The organism is Alkalimonas collagenimarina, from assembly GCF_030717845.1.
In the GTDB taxonomy this organism is placed as follows: domain Bacteria; phylum Pseudomonadota; class Gammaproteobacteria; order Enterobacterales; family Alteromonadaceae; genus Alkalimonas; species Alkalimonas collagenimarina.
This window is the reverse complement of record NZ_JAUZVZ010000031.1, coordinates 1-18,313: the sequence shown is the minus strand read 5'-3', so window position 1 is coordinate 18,313 and position 18,313 is coordinate 1. Positions and strand designations below refer to the sequence as shown.

Here is an 18,313-nt window from a genome sequence, read left to right as displayed (position 1 = left end):
TGTTACTACTCCCTATAAAGTGCTCATGACAAGTGCTTTATAGGGAAATGCCTTTGACTTGATTACGTCCCGCTGCTTTTGCTTGATAGAGTGCCGTATCGGCTTTTTCAATCAAGGTGTTGATGCTGGTTTTTTTATCAGGAGTCAGCTGGCAATAGCCAATACTAATGGTAAGTAATTGCCAAGGTGAAAATGTATGCTCTATGGCTAATTTGAAAATGGCAGCATGTAAACGCTTAGCAATCAATGGCGCCTCAGCTGAGTCACACTGCGGCAGTATGACAGCAAACTCTTCGCCACCATAACGAGCAATCAACTCCCCCTGACGTTTTAATTGTTGTTGCAATGCAATAGCGACCCGCTTTAATGCATCATCCCCCGCCAAATGGCCATAGTTATCGTTGAAGTCTTTAAAGTGGTCGATATCAATCAACATCAAGCAAAGCGGCGCTTGAGCTCTGGTGCAACGATGTAGCTCTTGCAGTATCACTTCGTCAAACTGGCGACGATTGGCTATGCCGGTTAATCCATCTCTGGCGGCTAGTACCTTTAACTCCTGATTGGCTTTGACCAACTTATTCTGCATCTTTTGCAGCGACAGTCGATAATTCACGTTTTGTATGGTATTGGCAATCATGTTTCCCACCAGCTTTAAGCGGCGAATATCACTGGCCGTCCAGTTACGTTTTCGTGCCACCATGTCACAGCCGACGAAACCAAGTAATTGCCCTTCGCTAGACATAGCCGTACACAATACAGACTGAATATTTTCAGCATTAAACTCATTTTTTTCTGCCTGAGCTGCTTCAGTCAGTTGTTCCACGTCGCTTATCGCAAAGATAAGCTCAGTTTGGATCACATGCCAAAAATAAGGTAATGCCTGATGAGGCACATTTTGCAAGTTCTCTTTGTGTGCTTTGATGCCTGTTCGGACCCACTCATGGGTATTGCTCATGTGTTTCATCTGTTTATCGAATAAAAAGACATAGCTTCGGTCCGCATGGCAAAACTCGCCCAAAGCAGTGAGGGCATCTTCAATATGAATATCGAGTTTATCGGGTCTGACATTGATCAGTTCTGTAGAAATAAGCGACATTAATTTGTCAAAGGCAAGCGCTTCTTCTAACTCGCTTGTATCATCAACTCGCTCAGTTTGAGCAATATCGAACTTCGATGCAGTACTTTCGGGGGTTAAAACAATAAGAACCGAATTACTCAAAGTGAAGCTCAATTGCACAGTAGTGGCGTATAATTGTACCGTCGTACCCGAATACTCAAAGAGCACAGATTGGTTGACACTGCTGCCACTGAGCGCCATCAATAATGGGTTTTGTGCTAATGATAACTGGGTTTTGCTGATTGGGTCAGCGAGTCGGATATGACGAATATCATGCAAACTTAGTACAAAAGAGTCAGTGGTTAGGCTAAGTAAATGAAGCGCTTGCTTATTGGCGAATATATGCGGCTTCGCTGTATCCTTGAGTAGAACAGCAAAGGGCAATGCATCAATAATGGCCCAATAATGAGGTGTATCATCTTTCAATTTTGGCATACCATTCTCTGATACCGCTTTTGCTAACTATAACTGAATTCACGGCAATCCCCAAAAAGTGAAGTCAGTCCCTTTTGTTTGCACTGGAATGCAAACGAGAGAAGTTGCTTGTTGATGCTACTTTGGTTGCCAAACCAAGGCTTTAAAATGCGCCCGACACATTGAGACATAGCTTTCATTGCCACCTATTTGGATTTGATCGCCGGTTTGGGTCGGTTGGCCATGAGCATCAAGCCGCACGACAAAATTTGCTTTACGGCCACAATGACAGACGGTTTTTAATTCAATCAGTTTATCGGCCCAAGCTAGGAGCGCGTGGCTGCCTTCAAAGGTGTTACCACTAAAGTCAGTTCGTAGGCCAAAAGCAAGTACAGGAATATGCAAGTCATCGACAATATCGGTAAGTTGCTGCACTTGATTGCGGGTTAAAAACTGCGCCTCATCAAGCAGTACACAATCAATCGCTTGCTTTGACTGTTGTTGCTTGATCTGAGCGATAAAATCAAAGTTAGCATCAAACAGTGTTGCTGGCATTGAGAGACCAATGCGAGAGCTGATCACACCTTCGCCAAATCGATTATCAATCGCAGCTGTAAATAGCGCGACCTGCATGCCTCGCTCTTCATAATTGTAGGCACTTTGCAATAAAGCCGTCGATTTGCCGGCATTCATGGCAGAATAATAAAAGTACAACTGGGCCATAGCACATCCTGTCTAATCATTTTCAGCAGTATACCAAAGCTGTTGACTGAACCTAATCATTTACTTGCTGCGTTCAAGTGGATGCATTAAGCTGAGCGCCATTATGGGCCGTTAGTCATTTCAAATCTATCCGCTGACACTATCAGGAGTAATAAATGGATAAGTGGTTATTGTTAACAGTGTTTGCACAGGTTGTATTAACCAGTGTGGTGTTAGTTGTGATGGGACGACGGCGTTTTAAAGCGGCCCGAAAGGGTGAGATCAGTATGGATGCATTTCGCCTGATGCAGCTGGATACAGCAAATGCACAAGTGGTGGCAACAGGACGTAACTTTGAAAATCAATTTCAAATGCCTATGCTGTATATGTTTGCCGTGGTGCTGATATTACAGCAAGGTCTGGCAGATATGGCCTTTGTGTTGATGGGTGCGTTTTATGTGGTGTTACGGATCATCCATGCCTTAATCCATACTGGAAGCAATCAGCTACGTTGGCGCTTTCGCACCTTTATCTACAGTTGTGCGGTACTTTGGGTGATTTGGCTACGCTTTATGTGGCTCAGCTTTTTTTAGACGAAACCGATTAGAGAGGTTGTACATGGAATACCAGTTAAGTGATGAAGAATTAAACAAGCTAAATACTCTGGATGCAGAGCAGCGTTATGACTATTTTATTCGTGCAGCCGTTGATTTAGAGACCATTTGGATTCTGGTGGATGATGAAGGCTTTGTCCTTGTCAGTGCTGAAGACGATCGCTGCATTCCAGTGTGGCCTCATGCCGAGCTTGCTGAGCTTTGGATTGATGGGGAATGGAGTGCTTGTCAGGCTCAATCTATCCCTCTGACCACCTGGCTGGAGAAGTGGACGACCGGTTTGCAAAGTGATGAGCTGTCGATTGCTGTCTTTCCTGACTCGGAAGGGCCTGGTGTGGTGGTGTCACCTGAAGAAATGGAGCAGGCTTTACAGGCAGAGCAAGCGCCCGAGTAAGCCGCTATTTATTCAATGCGTTCGCTATCCTACAAAAAGGGCGCTCATGCAGCGCCCTTTGTCTTGTACATGCCACTCACGATGATTAAATCTGTACGCGGGTAGTCATTTCAGCAACCACCTGAGCAATATCTAGCATTTCTTTGCTGCCGCTACGACGGTGTTTGTATTCGACTTGCTGCTGATCCAGGTTGCGCTCGCCAATCACAATGTGATGTGGGATGCCTAGTAGCTCCATATCTGCAAACATTACGCCTGGGCGCTCTTTACGATCATCAAAAATCACCTCGAAACCTGCGGCAGTCAGTTCATTGTAAAGCTGTTCCGCGGCTTGTTGAATACGTGTCGATTTATGCATATTCATAGGAATTAAAGCGATTTGAAAAGGTGCTATGGTATCAGGCCAAATGATGCCATATTCATCATGATTCTGCTCAATGGCGGCTGCAATAATGCGTGATACACCAATGCCATAACAGCCCATGGTCAGAATTTGGTTTTTACCTGCTTCATTCAGCACGCCCGCTTTCATCGCTTGAGAGTATTTATCACCCAGTTGGAAGATATGACCTACCTCGATGCCGCGTTTGATTTCTAACGTACCTGAGCCACAAGGACTGGCATCACCAGAGACCACATTGCGTATATCGGCCTGTTGATAATCTGTGATATCACGATCCCAATTGACGCCAACAAGCTGGTGGCTGTCTTCATTAGCACCGCAACTAAAGTCAGCCAGAACAGCGGCGCTGTGATCGACAATAACAGGTACCTTCAGACCAACCGGGCCAATTGTAGCGGTAGCAGAGCCAAGTAAAGCTTTTATTTGTTCATCGGTTGCAAGTGTCAGAGGGCTCGCAACCAGAGGATGCTTTTCGGCCTTTACATGGTTGAGCTGATGATCAGCCCTTACCACAAGGGCAATCAGTTGAACGCTGTTGTCTTTTGTCGCATTATCTTCTGTATCATGATGAGCATGCACCAGCACGGTCTTCACCAGATGGCTGGTTTCCAGCGATAAACAAGCCGCTAGTTCTTCCAGAGTGTTTGCATCAGGAGTCGCTACTTTTTGTAGACTAGCGCTGGCGGCGGGGCGCTTGCTGGATGGAGGTAACGCTGCAGCCATTTCAATATTAGCGGCATAATCGCTGCTGGTAGAAAACGCAATGGCGTCTTCGCCTGAGCTGGCCAGTACATGGAATTCATGCGACACGCTACCACCAATCGAGCCACTGTCCGCGATGACCGCTCTGAAATCCAACCCTAAACGCGTGAAAATCCTGGTGTAGGCCTGATACATCGCATCATAGGTTTGTTGTAGGCTATCCTGCGTTAAATGGAACGAATAGGCATCTTTCATAAGAAATTCACGCGCGCGCATCACACCAAAACGGGGCCGGCGTTCATCGCGGAACTTGGTTTGAATTTGGTACAAATTAAGCGGCAGCTGCTTATAGCTGGTGACTTCACGGCGAATAAGATCCGTAATCACTTCTTCATGGGTGGGGCCAAGGACAAAATCACGCTGATGGCGATCTTTAAAGCGCAGTAATTCGGCATCCATATGCTCCCAACGGCCGGTTTCTTGCCATAACTCAGCATTCTGTACCATGGGCATCAATACTTCTATCGCCCCTGCTTTATTCATTTCTTCCCGAACAATACGCTCAACTTTGCGTAAGGTGCGCACACCTGTTGGCAAATAGGTATACAAGCCAGATGCCAAACGACGAACCATGCCAGCACGCAGCATCAGTTTGTGGCTGATGACTTCGGCATCAGCCGGGTTTTCTTTCATGGTTGATAATAAATACTGACTGCTGCGCATGGCTCGACCTATTGCACTGAGAAAAAAAATTGCCGTATTCTAGCAAGGCGTTTTGTGCAACGCCATGCAAATAAACAGACTAATTGTTCAGTTGGACTGAATGTTTGAGTAATTGTGGCGTGACTTGCTGATCTTGTCGCATGCCACCAATGGAATAAATGTCACCATTAACCTTAATTAAACCCTGCAAATCCATCACCGCTTCGGTTGATTGAGCGCTTAGCCATTTTTGTTGCTTCGGTGAGTAGAGCCAGACGGCTGACTCTGGCTGAGCCGCTTCTCCTTGCTCGCTAACACCAGAATGATGATAAAATGTCTGGCTGCCACCAATAAATACTGCGACGTCCTCGCCTTCGACAGTGCTGGCAATTGCCGCCATTCTAAAACGAGCCTGCCCTGTTGGATGCTCAATGGGTGTCCATGCCAGCTTTAGAGCATTGCGTGGGTCAATGGCACCTTGGTAGCAGCTTGGCTCCATGGCTTTGACGCGTTCTCCGGTCTGATAATCCAGCGCAACACCATCACAGAAGATCAAGGCGTCGTTAACGATAGCACCTGCTAAGCCGTACACCGCTTGGCCCGGCATTGGGGTGGCCTGACTCCATTTTTGGGTGAAATTATCAAAGACCTGTACCAGATTCACTGCACCATCACCATTCCAGCCGCCAACCAGATAGATATAACGATCCTGATAGGTGAGGGCAAGGGTGTCATCGACAGGGACAGGCATATCATTTACCCGGTTGTAGCGCTCCGTGGCAGGGTTAAAGCGGTAGCTTTCTACCGAGGTCACGCGATTGCCTTGTCGATCAATACTGTATCCACCTAACACAAAGAAATTATTGTTGAGTGCCACAGCGCTGGCAGCAACGCGGCCAGAAACTCGCGTTTGACTTGGAACCTCAGCCAGGCTTTTCCAGCCAAACTCGCCAATGGTATGCATCCAGACTTTGTTGTGTGCATCCTGTGCGGTTTTACCCGGGCCCATGCCCATCATACTAACGACATAGGTTTTGCCTCGGACTGTGGTACTGGCAACTGCATTGTTGCTCACCGGCTCAGGTAGCGGCGGAAGAGCAAGAACGCTGCCAGAAACCAGCAAGGCGCTAAGGTAAGGGAGTGATCGCATAAACATAATGATGTTCTCCTGTCACAGTCCATTGAATATTAAAAGTATAGAGTGTCATGCCGTAACTCTGTTCGCCACTGTGTTTTTTCTTATAAGGTGGCCTGGGATCTTGCTTCAAAACTTTTTCGATAAAGAGCTGCAACTGCGGGTACTGCGGTTGCGATTGGCAAAACAGTTCAGCTTGCTCCGAAAAGCTAACGGTCATGCCTGTTTCTGGCGCACTATCGGCAAAACTAGCCTTAGCATCAGGGATGGCATCCGAATAGGGCAGATACGGCTTGATATCGATAATGGGAGTCCCATCCACTAAGTCAATGCCAGCTAAATCCAATTCTACCTGCTTGCCAGTAATGCGAACCCCTTCAAGTTGTACGACGGATAAGCCAATTGGATTAGGCCGGAAGGTCGCTCTGGTGGCAAAAACCCCTTTGCGGATATTCCCTCCCAAGCGCGGCGGCCGGACCATGGGAGACCAGCCCTTATCTGCCGTTTCATGAAAAACAAACAACAGCCATAAGTGACTGAACTCTTCGATGCCGCGTATAAAAGGCTCCGCACTAAACGAATCATGAAACACGAGTTGGGCCTTGGCTTCTGGGATCAATCCCGGTTGCCTTGGTATTGCAAATTTTTGCTTATAGGGAGAGCGAATATAGCCTATGGCTTCAAATTCAAATGTGTTTTGCATCTAAGGTGTTAAGCATCACAAAATGGTTGTTCATCAATAGGGTAGTATGACGGCTATTCTACAGAACAACAACCAATGGTTAAAAACCACAACAAAGCCGTCTTAATGTCTTTAATGCCAGATGGATGCAAGGTACTATTGGTTATTCTCTCAGTCTCAATCAAAGCACTATGAACATGGAACGAAAAATATTAGTCACTGAATGCCCAGACTCCAAAGGACTCATCGCGCTTATTACCGGTACCTGTGCACAGCATCAGTTGAATATTATACGAAATACTGAATATGTTGATCCGGTCTCCGGCCAGTTTTACATGCGAACCGAATTGGAAGGTGTGTTTAATGACGCCCAGTTGTTGGCCGATTTAGATGCTGCCCTGCCAATAGGTAGCGTGCGGCAGCTGCACCCGAAAGCCCGGCAGAAGCGGGTGGTTATTCTGGTCACCAAAGAAGCACATTGTTTGGGTGATATTCTGATGAAGGTGTTTGATGGCTCATTGCAGCTGGAGATTGCAGCGGTCATTGGCAACTATGCCGAGCTTGCTAGCTTAACCGAGCGTTTTGGTGTGCCTTTTATTCATGTTTGTCATCAACATCTGGATCGCTGTGAGCATGAGAAGCAATTGATGGCACAGATTGACCAGTTTGCACCGGATTATGTCGTGTTGGCCAAGTTTATGCGCATATTAACTCCTGACTTTGTAGCGCATTATCCGCAACGTATTATCAATATTCATCATAGTTTCTTACCTGCTTTTGTTGGTGCCAACCCTTATCAGCGTGCCTTTGAGCGTGGTGTGAAGATCATCGGTGCGACGGCTCATTTCGTCAATAATGAGCTGGACGAAGGGCCAATTATTGAACAAATGGTCACTCGGGTTGACCACAACTACAGTGCAAAAGATATGGCCAAAGCCGGGCGGGATGTGGAAAAAGCAGCACTATCAAAAGCACTGCTATTAATTCAGGAAGACAGGGTGTTTGTCCATGGCAATAAAACGGTTTTGCTGTAGCGAGAGTTAACTCTCAGCAGCATCCGCTAAACTGGATAAAGTGTAGATGTTATCGATTTGCTCAGGATTCGAGTGACTGACTTTTAAATCTTTCAGATGGCCATCTTCTAAGCTGTATACCCAGCCATGCACGGTGAGTGACTGCTGGCGTTCCCACGCATCCTGCACAAAGCTGGTATGACACAGATTGCGTACTTGCTCGACGACATTCAGTTCACACAACCGATTCAAGCGTGCAGACTCATCCGCAATAATTTCTATTTCGTCGCGATGCAAGGCGTAGACATCTTTTATGTTACGCAGCCAGTTATCTACAAAACCAACCCGCTGTTTATTCATGGCGGCGTTGATACCACCACAACCATAATGACCACAGACAATAATATGTTTTACTTTTAGGATATCAATCGCGTATTGCAGCACCGACAGGCAGTTCATATCGGAATGTAATACCAAATTGGCGACATTGCGATGAACGAATAACTCACCGGGCAACATGCCAACAATTTCGTTCGCCGGCACCCGGCTGTCCGAGCAACCTATCCACAGATACTCTGGCGCTTGTTGCGCCGATAACTTCTTAAAAAAACCTGGTTGGTCTTCTTCGACCTGACGGGCCCAGGCACGGTTGTTGGCAAATAATGTTTTAATTTCTGGCATGTTTACAAAACTCCAATATCATCTTGGGGCTAAGATACCTTAAATTGCTTCATTTTTCAGACCCGACCAGAACTAAAACCACTTTATCTGTGTATTAATCCGGCAAATAGCTATGTTATTATCCCGATATATAGTTTGACAACCCATGGAGTTAGCCGATGTCTTTATTATTAAACAAAAAAGAATTAAAGCGTTCAGCCAAAGAGTTGACGGTAGTCAATCTTCGCGATGCGATTGAATGGTTGACCGAGGTCTTGGATTCAAGACAAAAAGAAGCCGCCGCCATTGAACAAATAAAACAACTCGCTAAATCTCAGGGCTATTCGCTTGAGCAATTAGGCTTTCATGTTCATCATGAGCTTGTAGCCGAATCAGCAACGAGTGAAAATGCGAATAAGCGCCCGGTAAAGCCTAAGCTAAAAACATTAAATAAGGACAAGCAGTACTTTTATGTTGAATCAGGACAGTTGCAGCATTTAAAAACACATACGATGAAAAAAGCATTGCAAAATAAAGGAATCGAAGTTGTTCCTTTCGCATCTGTACACAAAAAATATGCTAAAGACGTACAATCATTGCTGGCAGCTGCTGAAAAGCAAGCACTTGAAAATTACAATGCTAAGGTCGAAGTGTGGAATACATGGGCTGAAGCCAACAATGAAGAGATACTTCCCAGCAAATAAATTGCAATAGCCGAGTGGTATGCTGTGTGATGCCGCTTTAAGCAATAAGCCCGTGAGGGCTTATTGCTTGTCATGAACGTTTAGACGATGTCATCACGGTTTAGGTTGAGCATCCAGTGATTGGCCGTTTATCTCCAGGCTATCATCGCCCATCAGATACAAATATAACCACATTAAATCGGCTGGTGTTTTCAATAACTGACTATTTTCCGCTGGGTAGGCACGAGCACGCATGGTGGTACGGGTAGCCCCTGGGTTGATGCAGTTCACACGAATGCTGCTTTCGCTAAACTCATCAGCCAGTGTCTGCATCAGGCCCTCGGTAGCAAATTTGGATACGGCATAGCCACCCCAGTAGGCTTTTCCCTGACGCCCTACACCTGAAGAGGTAAATACAATTGAGCCATGGTCTGCTTTTCTGAGTACAGGCAAAAGTGCTTGTGTCAGCAGCATAGGCCCTGTCAAGTTGACCTGAAGGATATCATTCCAAATATCTTGTTTGATATGTTCAAACGGGGCTAAGCCACCCAAAATGCCTGCATTATGCAATATGCCATCGAGGCGCCCGAACTCAGACTCAATAGAGGCCGCCATATCCTGATAGTTTTTCTGGCTGGCACCTTTTAAATCCAGCGGAATAATCGCAGGCTCTGAACCGCCTTTGGTACAGATTTCATCATAGACTGCTGTCAATTTACTGGTGGTTTTACCCAGAAGTATCACCGTTGCTCCATACCGAGCGAAAGTGAGAGCCGCTTCTTTGCCTATACCATCACCGGCTCCGGTAACAAGAATAACTTTATTGCTGAGCAGCGATGCAGGCGCTTTGTAGGTGTTCATGAGAAGTAATTCCAAGTCTGAAAAACGCCGACAGCATACGCGTTTTGGTTTTTTTTTTCATCTTTTGCGACAGAAGCTGGTTTTTCAGCTAGCGATTTTAATTCGATTGAGTTAAGTTTAACTGGTCTAAGCTGTTGGGATAAGCAGCTAAACTTCAAAAATATCAGCCAACATACGATGTTGCAAAAACAAAAAATAGGTAAGGACGGGGAGAGTTTATGAAAAAGCTTGCGATTAGTTTAGCGATTGCCAGCGCATTGGGTCTGGCAGCGTGCGGTGATTCACTCGATGATATCAAAGAAGACGTGGCTCAAGAAGGGACGGTAGTTCCGAGCTCACGCGTGGTGTTTGACCCGGGTGCGGGTGATGTATCCGTACCTAATGACTTATTATTCTTAGGCACTACTGACGGCACCTTAACACTCGATGCTGATAGCCAGGATTATACCAACCCGCAGACTGCATTGGGTGCGCTTGATGGCTGGTCGACACAAAACCCGTTCAGTATTGAATTACGATTTGCGCCAGGTGTTAGCTTAGATGCGCAGTCGGCCAGTGCGCCAGGTGCTGTACGTCTGTTTGAGGTAGTGATGGGCGGGCCAACGTCAAGTGCAGAGGAGTGTCAAGCTTTACCGCAGGGGGTGGCTTGTCAGCTCGTTGGTGAACTTGCCTTTGGACAAGACTTTTTTACAGCCGCGAGTGGCAATAATGTTGCGGTGATCCCATTTCGTCCTTTAAAAGGCAATACCACCTATATTGTTGCTCTTACCGAAACCTTACGTGACTCTGAAGGTCGCTCCATTGCGCCATCGACCACTTACGAGCTGCTGCAACAAGATCTGACAACGGCTCCTTTGGGTTCTGCCCAGCAGCGTCAGTTGCAAGGCGTTATTAATAGCTATGAAAGTGTAGTGTCCTCAGGTGGTTTGGATAAATCCAGTGTGATTTATACGGCTGCCATTACCACACAATCGACCGCCGATGTGTTGGCAACCACCAAGCAATTACTCGCTGCTGGTATTCAGCAAGGGGCTCAGCCGGTGGTTCAGGTACAAAATACCGGCATGACGGTGGCAGACCTTAGCCCTCAATTTCCTGTCGAGCAAGGTTTTGGCTTGGTCCGCTATTATGCAGGTAGTGTGACACTTCCTTACTATTCTGGTGTGCCAACCGAAGAGAACCCTCAAGGTCCTTTGAACACCAGTTGGACAGCCCGCTGTGACACCGGAGCCATTATTGCTTCTTTATCTGATGAGCAAATCACGGGGTTGGAGTCTGAGCTGGAAGGCGAGCAGATGATGAATGACGCTTTCTGTAATGCAGCATCAGGTGGTTCACTGCGTGACTTTGGATTGGATGAACGTCGTCATTTAACCAAATTTAACACCATCCCATTGCCACGAGTGCAAGCAAGCCTTGATGTACAAATGACCGTACCGGATGAAAATGCATTTACCATGCCTGATGCTGGCTGGCCAGTGGTGATGCTGCAACATGGCATTACGTCGTGTAAAGAAAACATGCTGGCGGTGACCAGTGCCTTAACACAGGCAGGTTTTGCTACCGTTGCCATTGATCATCCTCTGCATGGCAGTCGTGGTTTTGGTCCGATCAATGCTTCAGGAGCGAGTTGTGGATTGCAAGGCAATGCTACCGTCTATATGAATTTGGGTAACTTGTTGGTGACTCGTGATAACTTGCGCCAAAGCATCCATGATATGTTAGGGCTTAGATTGGCATTAAACTTTACGCAAGGCGTTGAGTTGGATACCACCAATGTGCATGTGTTAGGCCATTCACTAGGCGCTATTGCTGGTTCCTCTATGGTCGCTTTAGCGAATACATCGACGGGTAATCTAATGCTGGATGCATTGTATGAAGTGCAAAGTGTGAATTTAGCGATGCCAGGTGGTGCGGTGGCTAATTTCCTACTGGATTCGCCACAATTTGGCGGCTTGATCAAAGCCAGCGTGATTTTAGGGGCAGATGATGACAACTCAGCAGCATTAGTTGGCTTTGCTGTTGCGAATGGTTGTCCAGCTCCTGGTACCGCTTCTGAAGCCCAGTTTACTGGTTGTGTTGCTCAGTACGTTGATGATTTTTTGGCTGATTTAACGATGTCAGGCGAGACAGCGGCCTTGGCTCAAATTCAAGGCAATTTGACCCGTTTTGCTTTCGCTGCGCAAACCATTACCGATTCTGGTGATCCAAACAACTATCTGCAGCAACTTATTGCTACCGATACACCCGTACATATGTTGATGGTGGCAGGCGATGGTGATATGAACCTGCCAGATCAGGTGATACCAAATGGTTACTTTAATCCTGCAGCAGCCTTGGCCGCTGGTTCTATGCCTTTAGCCGGTACAGAACCGATGGCCCGCTTGCTCGGCGCTGCAACCATCCCTGCTGTAGCTGGGCCAGTTCCTGTTGAAGGCGCGGCAATCAGTCGGTTTATTGCTGGTGACCATGGTTCTATTTTAAGCCCTGCTTCTAGTGCAGCAGTTACGGGCGAGATGCAAATGCAGATGGCTAGCTTTTTCGCCACAGGGGGAGCAGCTGTTAATGTGACCAACCCTATGGTGTTACAAAGCAATGAGTAATCGATAAAATCTTACTCGTTACGAAAGCCCGGTTCGCCGGGCTTTTTTATGCATGCTCATCCTTGGTACGCCGCAAAAATCGTTCTCAACGATTTTTTGTGTACAATGCACACTATGTTTATTGAGGTATGGAGAGATACTTTGGAATTTCTATTCGACTATGGTTTGTTTCTGGCAAAAGCGGCCACGATTGTGATCGCTGTTGGTCTGATTATTGGTTTAATTGCGGGAGCTGCGATGCGGCAGAAACCCAAAAAAGGCGAGTTTCAGTTTACTGATCTGTCGGATGAATACCGTCAGTTACAAACAGAGCTTCAAGGCGAGTTACTTGATAAAAAAGCCTTTAAGCGCTGGAGCAAGCAGCAAAAGAAAGCTGAAGCTACGGATGCATTGCCCACCACTTTTGTCATTGATTTTCATGGCAGTATGGCTGCTGCCGAGGTGGATGCTTTACGAGAAGAAGTTACAGCGGTTCTGGCGGTGGCAACACCTGAGGACGAGGTATTTGTTCGTTTAGAAAGTGGTGGTGGTGTGGTGCATGGGTACGGGCTTGGTGCGTCTCAGCTGGATCGTATTCGTCAGCGTGATATCAACTTAACGGTAGCGGTTGATAAAGTAGCGGCCAGTGGCGGCTATATGATGGCATGTATTGCCCATCGAATTATTGCGGCTCCTTTTGCCATTATTGGCTCGATTGGCGTGTTGGCACAACTGCCCAACTTTCATAAATTTTTGCAAAAAAACAACATCGATTTCGAGCAATTTACTGCAGGAGAATTTAAGCGTACCGTTACCCTGTTTGGTGAAAATACCGAAAAAGGCAGGCAAAAATTTCAACAAGAGCTAGAACAGACCCATCACTTATTTAAAGACCATGTGTTTACCCATCGCGAAGTGTTGAATATCGACGAGGTGGCGACAGGTGAGTATTGGTTAGGGCGTCAGGCACTTGAGCTTAAATTGGTTGATGCACTGCAAACCAGCGATGATTATCTGATTGAACAAATTAGTCATCGCCGGGTAATGCAAGTGAAGTTTCAGCAAAGGAAAAAATTAGCTGAGCGTATGGGGGCTGGTGCAGCATCCGCTTTGGAGCAGTTGTGGCAGAAACTCTCATCGTTTCATTGGCAGAAATAAGTGCAGCACGCATTTTGGTTAGAATGCTGGCAACAACCTTATCCTGGGTTTCATCTCGATCAGGTGCATCCATTGCTGCAGAGCTGCTGGAGCCGTGTTTATCAGCCAGAGTTGCACTCACAGGTATTGGTGCCATTATGCGGCAAAAGTATGGATATGATTTTTTTGCGCCAGCATATACCAGTCGTCGGTGTTGAGCTGGCTGAGCGTGCCTGTGCTGACTTTTTTCAGGAACAGCAGTTGCCGTTGTCGCTGCATAAAACAGCGCATTATCAGGTCTATACCACGGAGCGCCTTCGCTTACTGCAAGGAGATTTTTTTCAACTGACTAAAGACAACTGTACTGAGTGTTGTTTGGCGTATGATAGAGCCGCACTCATTGCGTTGCCTGTTGAAATGAGGCAGCGTTATGTTAAGCACCTACGGCGGGTTCTTCCTGAAGGTAGTACTTTGTTAGTGATTAGTCTGGAATACCCACCAGAAGAAAAACAGGGGCCGCCTTTTGCCGTGTTTGAAGCGGAGATTCGCCAGCTATTTGCCGGGGCGCAGATTGACTTACTCGCCATCAGCAATCGAACTGGCCTTGGTTTTGCTCGCCGGGCTTTCGCCACCAGTTCGTTGATAGAAAAAGCATGGCGTATTCAACTGCCCTAAGCTGAAGTAATACAGCTTAGGGCAGAGTTCGTGTAGTTATTTAGCTATTATGAATGTGTTTAAAGTCGACGGACTCTTCATCATTGCGTCCTGCTTCCGGATCGTTAAAGACGGTTTCATCCAGCTGTTTTTCGCTTTTCGCAATAACGCATGACACCATAGAATCACCGGTGATATTGACCGAGGTTCTGGTCATATCGAGCAGGCGATCGACACCAATAATCAATGCTATCCCCTCTACCGGCAAGCCGACTTGTTGCAGTACCATGGCTAGCATGATTAAACCTACGCCAGGCACTCCGGCTGTTCCAACCGATGCAAGAGTTGCGGTTAAAATGACCATCAAGAAATCCGTCAGTGATAGATCAACCCCAAACACTTGAGCGATAAAGACGGTCGCCACGCCCTGCATGATGGCGGTACCATCCATATTGATGGTTGCACCCAATGGTACCGTGAAAGAGCCAATACTGTTTTTAACCCCCAGCTTTTTGGTGACGGTTTCCAAAGTAACTGGGATGGTGGCATTGCTGCTTGAAGTACTAAAGGCAAACAAAGCAGCTGCGCGCATTTTACGCATGAAAATAACCGGATTTAGGCCAGTAAGTAGCTTGAGCAGCAAAGGGTAGGTCACAAAGCCATGCAGTAACAAGACACCTAACACCACGAAGAAGTAAGCGGCAAGGCTACTGAACATATCCAGTCCCATGGTACTGAACACTCGCACCATCAAACAGAAAACCCCATAAGGTGCCAAGTTCATCAAGATGGTCACTAACTTCATCACAATGGCATTCAAATCCTGAAATAAATCAGCAATGCGCTCGCCTGGTTTACCACTCATAGCCGTTGCTATACCAAATAACACAGCAAAAATAATGATTTGCAGCATATTGCCTTCGGCCATGGCATTAATAGGGTTCCGTGGGAACATATTAATAATGACTTGGGCCAAGCCAGGTGCTTCTGCAGTACTAAAGGTGGTATCGGTTTGCATATCGACCCCAACGCCAGGGCCTATCAATAAGGCTGCTGTAATAGCGAGGGTAATCGCAATGGCGGTTGTGACTAAGTAAAGCCCTACCGATTTAGCACCCAGACGACCCAAGGTACTGGCATCGGATAAAGAACAGGTTCCACAGACCAGTGAGATAAACACTAATGGCACCACCAGCATTTGCAAACTGGCAATGAAAATTTGACCTCCAATATGAAACAAGCCATCGATAAAAAAGGCTTTGACTGGTAAGTCGAATAAAAATAGTGGGATGTTACGTTCATCTTGACCGGCTAAAAACCATTGCAAGCAGGCACCAAGCACGATCCCGGAAATCATGCCAATGACTATACGGCTGGTAAGACTGAGTTTTTTTGTAGTTTGCATACAGCGTAATTGTTTAGACTCGGAGTCTTTAAAGGTTATCAGTTTGATGGTTAACAACCAACATCAATTGAATTTTTTTTAAGAAATGGTGTGACGGCTGGATAAATCATGGGCTAAGATACAGAATAGATAATAAACCAATAAAAATAATGAAGTCCGGGAGCGTTTTAATGCGAAACATCCAACTTAGTATAACTGCTGTCTTCTTTTCATTACTACTTGTTGCTTGTGGTGGTGGTGGAACTTTAGATGGTGGTGGTAATGGTGGTACCGGGACGGCTCCCGTTTTTACACTAGAACTTGAATTGAATGATAGTGCAGGAGCAGCGTCCGACCAATTATCCGATGCTGAACCATTAACCGCTCGCGCGACTTTATCAGCCACGAACAATGGCACCATAAGTGGACGTGTCATTGTATTTGAGTTCAGTTCTGAAGGTTTGGCTACTTTATCTGCCAGCTCAGGCACTGCATTAACGGATAGCTCTGGAGTGGCTGAGATTGAGCTTAGAGCGGGTGATATTAGTGGCGCGGGTGAATTACGAGCTACGTTGCAAAATACAGATACTAGTGCCGCGGCCGGCTTTAACTCAGCTGGTGATGGTGGGGGAGAAAGCGGAATTACCATTGCCAGTGTTCGCTTGCTAGCCGATCGGACTCAACTAGGCTCTGGCGCCTCCGATAAAATCGAACTATCAGCTTTAGTGCGTGACAGTAACAATGTCTTGTTATCAGGAGTACCGGTTACGTTCTCCTCAGACTCTGGTGAGTTGATCGTAACCTCCGCGGAAACAGAGCAAGACGGGATCGCGAAAGCAACCTTGACCAGTCAAATTGATAAGTCGGTACGTGATATCGTGGTCAGCGCCCGGGTTAATAATATTCGTGATGAGCTATTGCTTCGCGTGGTAGGGACAACGTTAGAAGTTGTAGCACCATCAGCGGTGGTGCTTGGTGATCATGTTGCCATCAACTTCTCCTTACAGGATGCGGCTGGTCAAGGTATTGCTAATGAGGTTCTGACGGTTTCTTCTGAGTTAGGTAACCCGCTGAGTCAAACATCACCAATGACAGGCAGCAATGGACAGGTAAGCATTACATACGATGCTGTGAGCAGTGGAGATGATACTTTGCTGGTGGCTGCTCTTGGTTTAAATCAGTCGGTTAGTTTAAGTGTAAAAGCCGATAGCTTTGTTTTTCTGGCCAATAGCGATAACGAAGCTAGTATTCCTGAAGTGGATTTAAATACAGCCAGATCGATGGAATTGGAATGGCTCACGGATAACATTCCAAACGCGAACCGTAACGTATTGTTTTCAACAACTCGTGGCAGTATAGCCAGCTCAGAGCCTGACTTAAGTGACCAACGTGTTGTAACCGAGTCGATGACGGATGCAGATGGCAAAGCGGAAGTATTCGTTCAGTCATCTTTTGCCGGTTTAGCCACTATCTCAGCTCGAGGTGGTGATAATGAAATTAGCACTCAAAAAGTGGTTGAGTTTATAGCCGTCAATCCCGTTAAAATGGAAGTTCAGGCTTTTCCTGCTCAGCTAGTGCAAGGGGATAGCAGCTCTATTCGGGCCATCGTTCGAGATGAAAATAATAATCCCGTGAAAAACCAGCTGGTCGCATTTTCTTTGGACAACAGCGCTGGCGGTTCTATCAGTTCGGGCACTGCGACAACCAACTCGCAAGGGGTTGCGACAACATCTTTTACCGCAGACTTAACGACTGGCGCAGGTGTTGAAGGTGAAAATTTGATCATCAGTGCTTCTCTGGTTAGTAATTCAGGTGTGACTGACTCAACTGACATTGCTGTGGGTGGCCGGACACTGTTTTTCCGGTTTGGAACTGGCAATACCATCGAAAGCCCATCCGCGAGTTTATATCGTAAAGAGTTTTCCATTATCGTGACCGATGCTTCTGGTAATCCAGTGGCAAATCAGCCGTTGAATGTTGCAGCTGTATCATTACGCTACCGCAAAGGTATTTGGATTAAAGATCCGCCACCACCTGAAAGCTTCACAAGCTGGGTAACTGATGTTACAGCAGGCTGTATGAGTGAGGATGTGAACTTTAATGGTATTTTAGATATTGAATTTGATGGTAATGGAGATCCAATTCCAGGTAGTGGTGAAGACACGAATGGTGATGGGCTACTGACGCCAGGTAACTTGGCGACAGTCCCTTCGACCGTTACGTCGAATGCAGATGGCATTGCTGTCTTCCATGTCACCTACCCACGAGATGTAGCTCCTTGGTTGGATGTTAGATTGCAAGTAAGTGGTTTTGCTGCAGGAACTGAAAATATGAATTATCGCGAGTTTACTTTAACTCCTGCGGCAAGTGATTTAACGACGGAAACGGTGGCGCCACCTGCAAACCCATTCGGACAAAGTGGAAGCTGCAGTGATGCGCTCTGATCGCTCTGATAAAAAAACCCGCTTGTAAGC

The 18,313-nt window shown here is 46.5% G+C and carries 16 protein-coding genes; 8 read left to right on the top strand and 8 right to left on the bottom strand.

The genetic code is table 11. From position 1 onward, the window contains the following. Positions 1–37: 37 nt before the first annotated feature. Positions 38–1,552 (bottom strand): sensor domain-containing diguanylate cyclase, encoded by a 1,515-nt coding sequence (locus tag Q3O60_RS16220; protein WP_305894981.1) that lies wholly within the window; start codon positions 1,550–1,552, stop codon positions 38–40. 117 nt (positions 1,553–1,669) lie between these two features. After that, on the bottom strand, positions 1,670–2,254 hold the full coding sequence (locus tag Q3O60_RS16215; RefSeq protein ID WP_305894980.1) for a thymidine kinase: 585 nt from the start codon (positions 2,252–2,254) through the stop codon (positions 1,670–1,672). A gap of 155 nt (positions 2,255–2,409) precedes the next feature. On the opposite strand from Q3O60_RS16215, the gene Q3O60_RS16210 reads away from it, so the two are divergent. Continuing rightward, entirely contained in the window at positions 2,410–2,826 is a 417-nt protein-coding gene (locus Q3O60_RS16210) for an MAPEG family protein (protein ID WP_305894979.1), read from the top strand. Between the two features lie 25 nt (positions 2,827–2,851). Continuing rightward, entirely contained in the window at positions 2,852–3,241 is a 390-nt protein-coding gene (locus Q3O60_RS16205) for a DUF2750 domain-containing protein (protein ID WP_305894978.1), read from the top strand. Between the two features lie 85 nt (positions 3,242–3,326). Here the strand turns inward: Q3O60_RS16205 and Q3O60_RS16200 are convergent, their stop codons facing one another. The 3 genes from Q3O60_RS16200 to tsaA all read right to left on the bottom strand — a co-directional run bounded on the left by Q3O60_RS16200 (position 3,327) and on the right by tsaA (position 6,886). Next, the gene (locus Q3O60_RS16200) at positions 3,327–5,069 is read right to left on the bottom strand and encodes a proline--tRNA ligase (RefSeq protein ID WP_305894977.1); all 1,743 of its coding nucleotides are present in this window, start codon (positions 5,067–5,069) and stop codon (positions 3,327–3,329) included. A gap of 79 nt (positions 5,070–5,148) precedes the next feature. Beyond that, on the bottom strand, positions 5,149–6,204 hold the full coding sequence (locus tag Q3O60_RS16195; RefSeq protein WP_305894976.1) for a Kelch repeat-containing protein: 1,056 nt from the start codon (positions 6,202–6,204) through the stop codon (positions 5,149–5,151). After that, on the bottom strand, positions 6,176–6,886 hold the full coding sequence (tsaA, locus tag Q3O60_RS16190; protein ID WP_305894975.1) for a tRNA (N6-threonylcarbamoyladenosine(37)-N6)-methyltransferase TrmO: 711 nt from the start codon (positions 6,884–6,886) through the stop codon (positions 6,176–6,178). Before tsaA ends, Q3O60_RS16195 begins: the two co-directional genes overlap by 29 nt. Before the next feature lie 176 nt (positions 6,887–7,062). On the opposite strand from tsaA, the gene purU reads away from it, so the two are divergent. Then, positions 7,063–7,899 carry a formyltetrahydrofolate deformylase gene (gene purU, locus Q3O60_RS16185; RefSeq protein WP_305894974.1) on the top strand — a complete coding sequence of 279 codons (837 nt, stop codon included), beginning with the start codon at positions 7,063–7,065 and terminating at the stop codon, positions 7,897–7,899. Between the two features lie 6 nt (positions 7,900–7,905). Here purU and can read toward each other — a convergent pair whose 3' ends face one another. Continuing rightward, positions 7,906–8,559 (bottom strand): carbonate dehydratase, encoded by a 654-nt coding sequence (gene can, locus Q3O60_RS16180; RefSeq protein ID WP_305894973.1) that lies wholly within the window; start codon positions 8,557–8,559, stop codon positions 7,906–7,908. Between the two features lie 158 nt (positions 8,560–8,717). Between can and Q3O60_RS16175 the strand changes: the two genes are divergently transcribed. Further along, positions 8,718–9,242 (top strand): H-NS family histone-like protein, encoded by a 525-nt coding sequence (locus tag Q3O60_RS16175; protein WP_305894972.1) that lies wholly within the window; start codon positions 8,718–8,720, stop codon positions 9,240–9,242. Positions 9,243–9,335: 93 nt separating this feature from the next. On the opposite strand, the gene Q3O60_RS16170 is transcribed toward Q3O60_RS16175, so the two are convergent. Continuing rightward, positions 9,336–10,082 carry a YciK family oxidoreductase gene (locus tag Q3O60_RS16170; protein ID WP_305894971.1) on the bottom strand — a complete coding sequence of 249 codons (747 nt, stop codon included), beginning with the start codon at positions 10,080–10,082 and terminating at the stop codon, positions 9,336–9,338. A gap of 218 nt (positions 10,083–10,300) precedes the next feature. On the opposite strand from Q3O60_RS16170, the gene Q3O60_RS16165 reads away from it, so the two are divergent. From Q3O60_RS16165 to Q3O60_RS16155, 3 genes are all read left to right on the top strand, one after another. Next, positions 10,301–12,685 (top strand): VolA/Pla-1 family phospholipase, encoded by a 2,385-nt coding sequence (locus tag Q3O60_RS16165; protein ID WP_305894970.1) that lies wholly within the window; start codon positions 10,301–10,303, stop codon positions 12,683–12,685. Positions 12,686–12,826: 141 nt separating this feature from the next. Continuing rightward, positions 12,827–13,822: a protease SohB gene (gene sohB, locus Q3O60_RS16160; protein WP_305894969.1), complete on the top strand. Its 996-nt coding sequence runs from the start codon at positions 12,827–12,829 to the stop codon at positions 13,820–13,822. Next, complete coding sequence (locus tag Q3O60_RS16155) at positions 13,823–14,476, top strand: thiopurine S-methyltransferase (RefSeq protein ID WP_305894968.1); 654 nt, start codon at positions 13,823–13,825, stop codon at positions 14,474–14,476. 40 nt (positions 14,477–14,516) lie between these two features. On the opposite strand, the gene Q3O60_RS16150 is transcribed toward Q3O60_RS16155, so the two are convergent. Continuing rightward, entirely contained in the window at positions 14,517–15,860 is a 1,344-nt protein-coding gene (locus tag Q3O60_RS16150) for a dicarboxylate/amino acid:cation symporter (RefSeq protein WP_305894967.1), read from the bottom strand. Between the two features lie 170 nt (positions 15,861–16,030). On the opposite strand from Q3O60_RS16150, the gene Q3O60_RS16145 reads away from it, so the two are divergent. Continuing rightward, positions 16,031–18,283 carry an Ig-like domain-containing protein gene (locus tag Q3O60_RS16145; RefSeq protein WP_305894966.1) on the top strand — a complete coding sequence of 751 codons (2,253 nt, stop codon included), beginning with the start codon at positions 16,031–16,033 and terminating at the stop codon, positions 18,281–18,283. Positions 18,284–18,313: the final 30 nt, after the last annotated feature.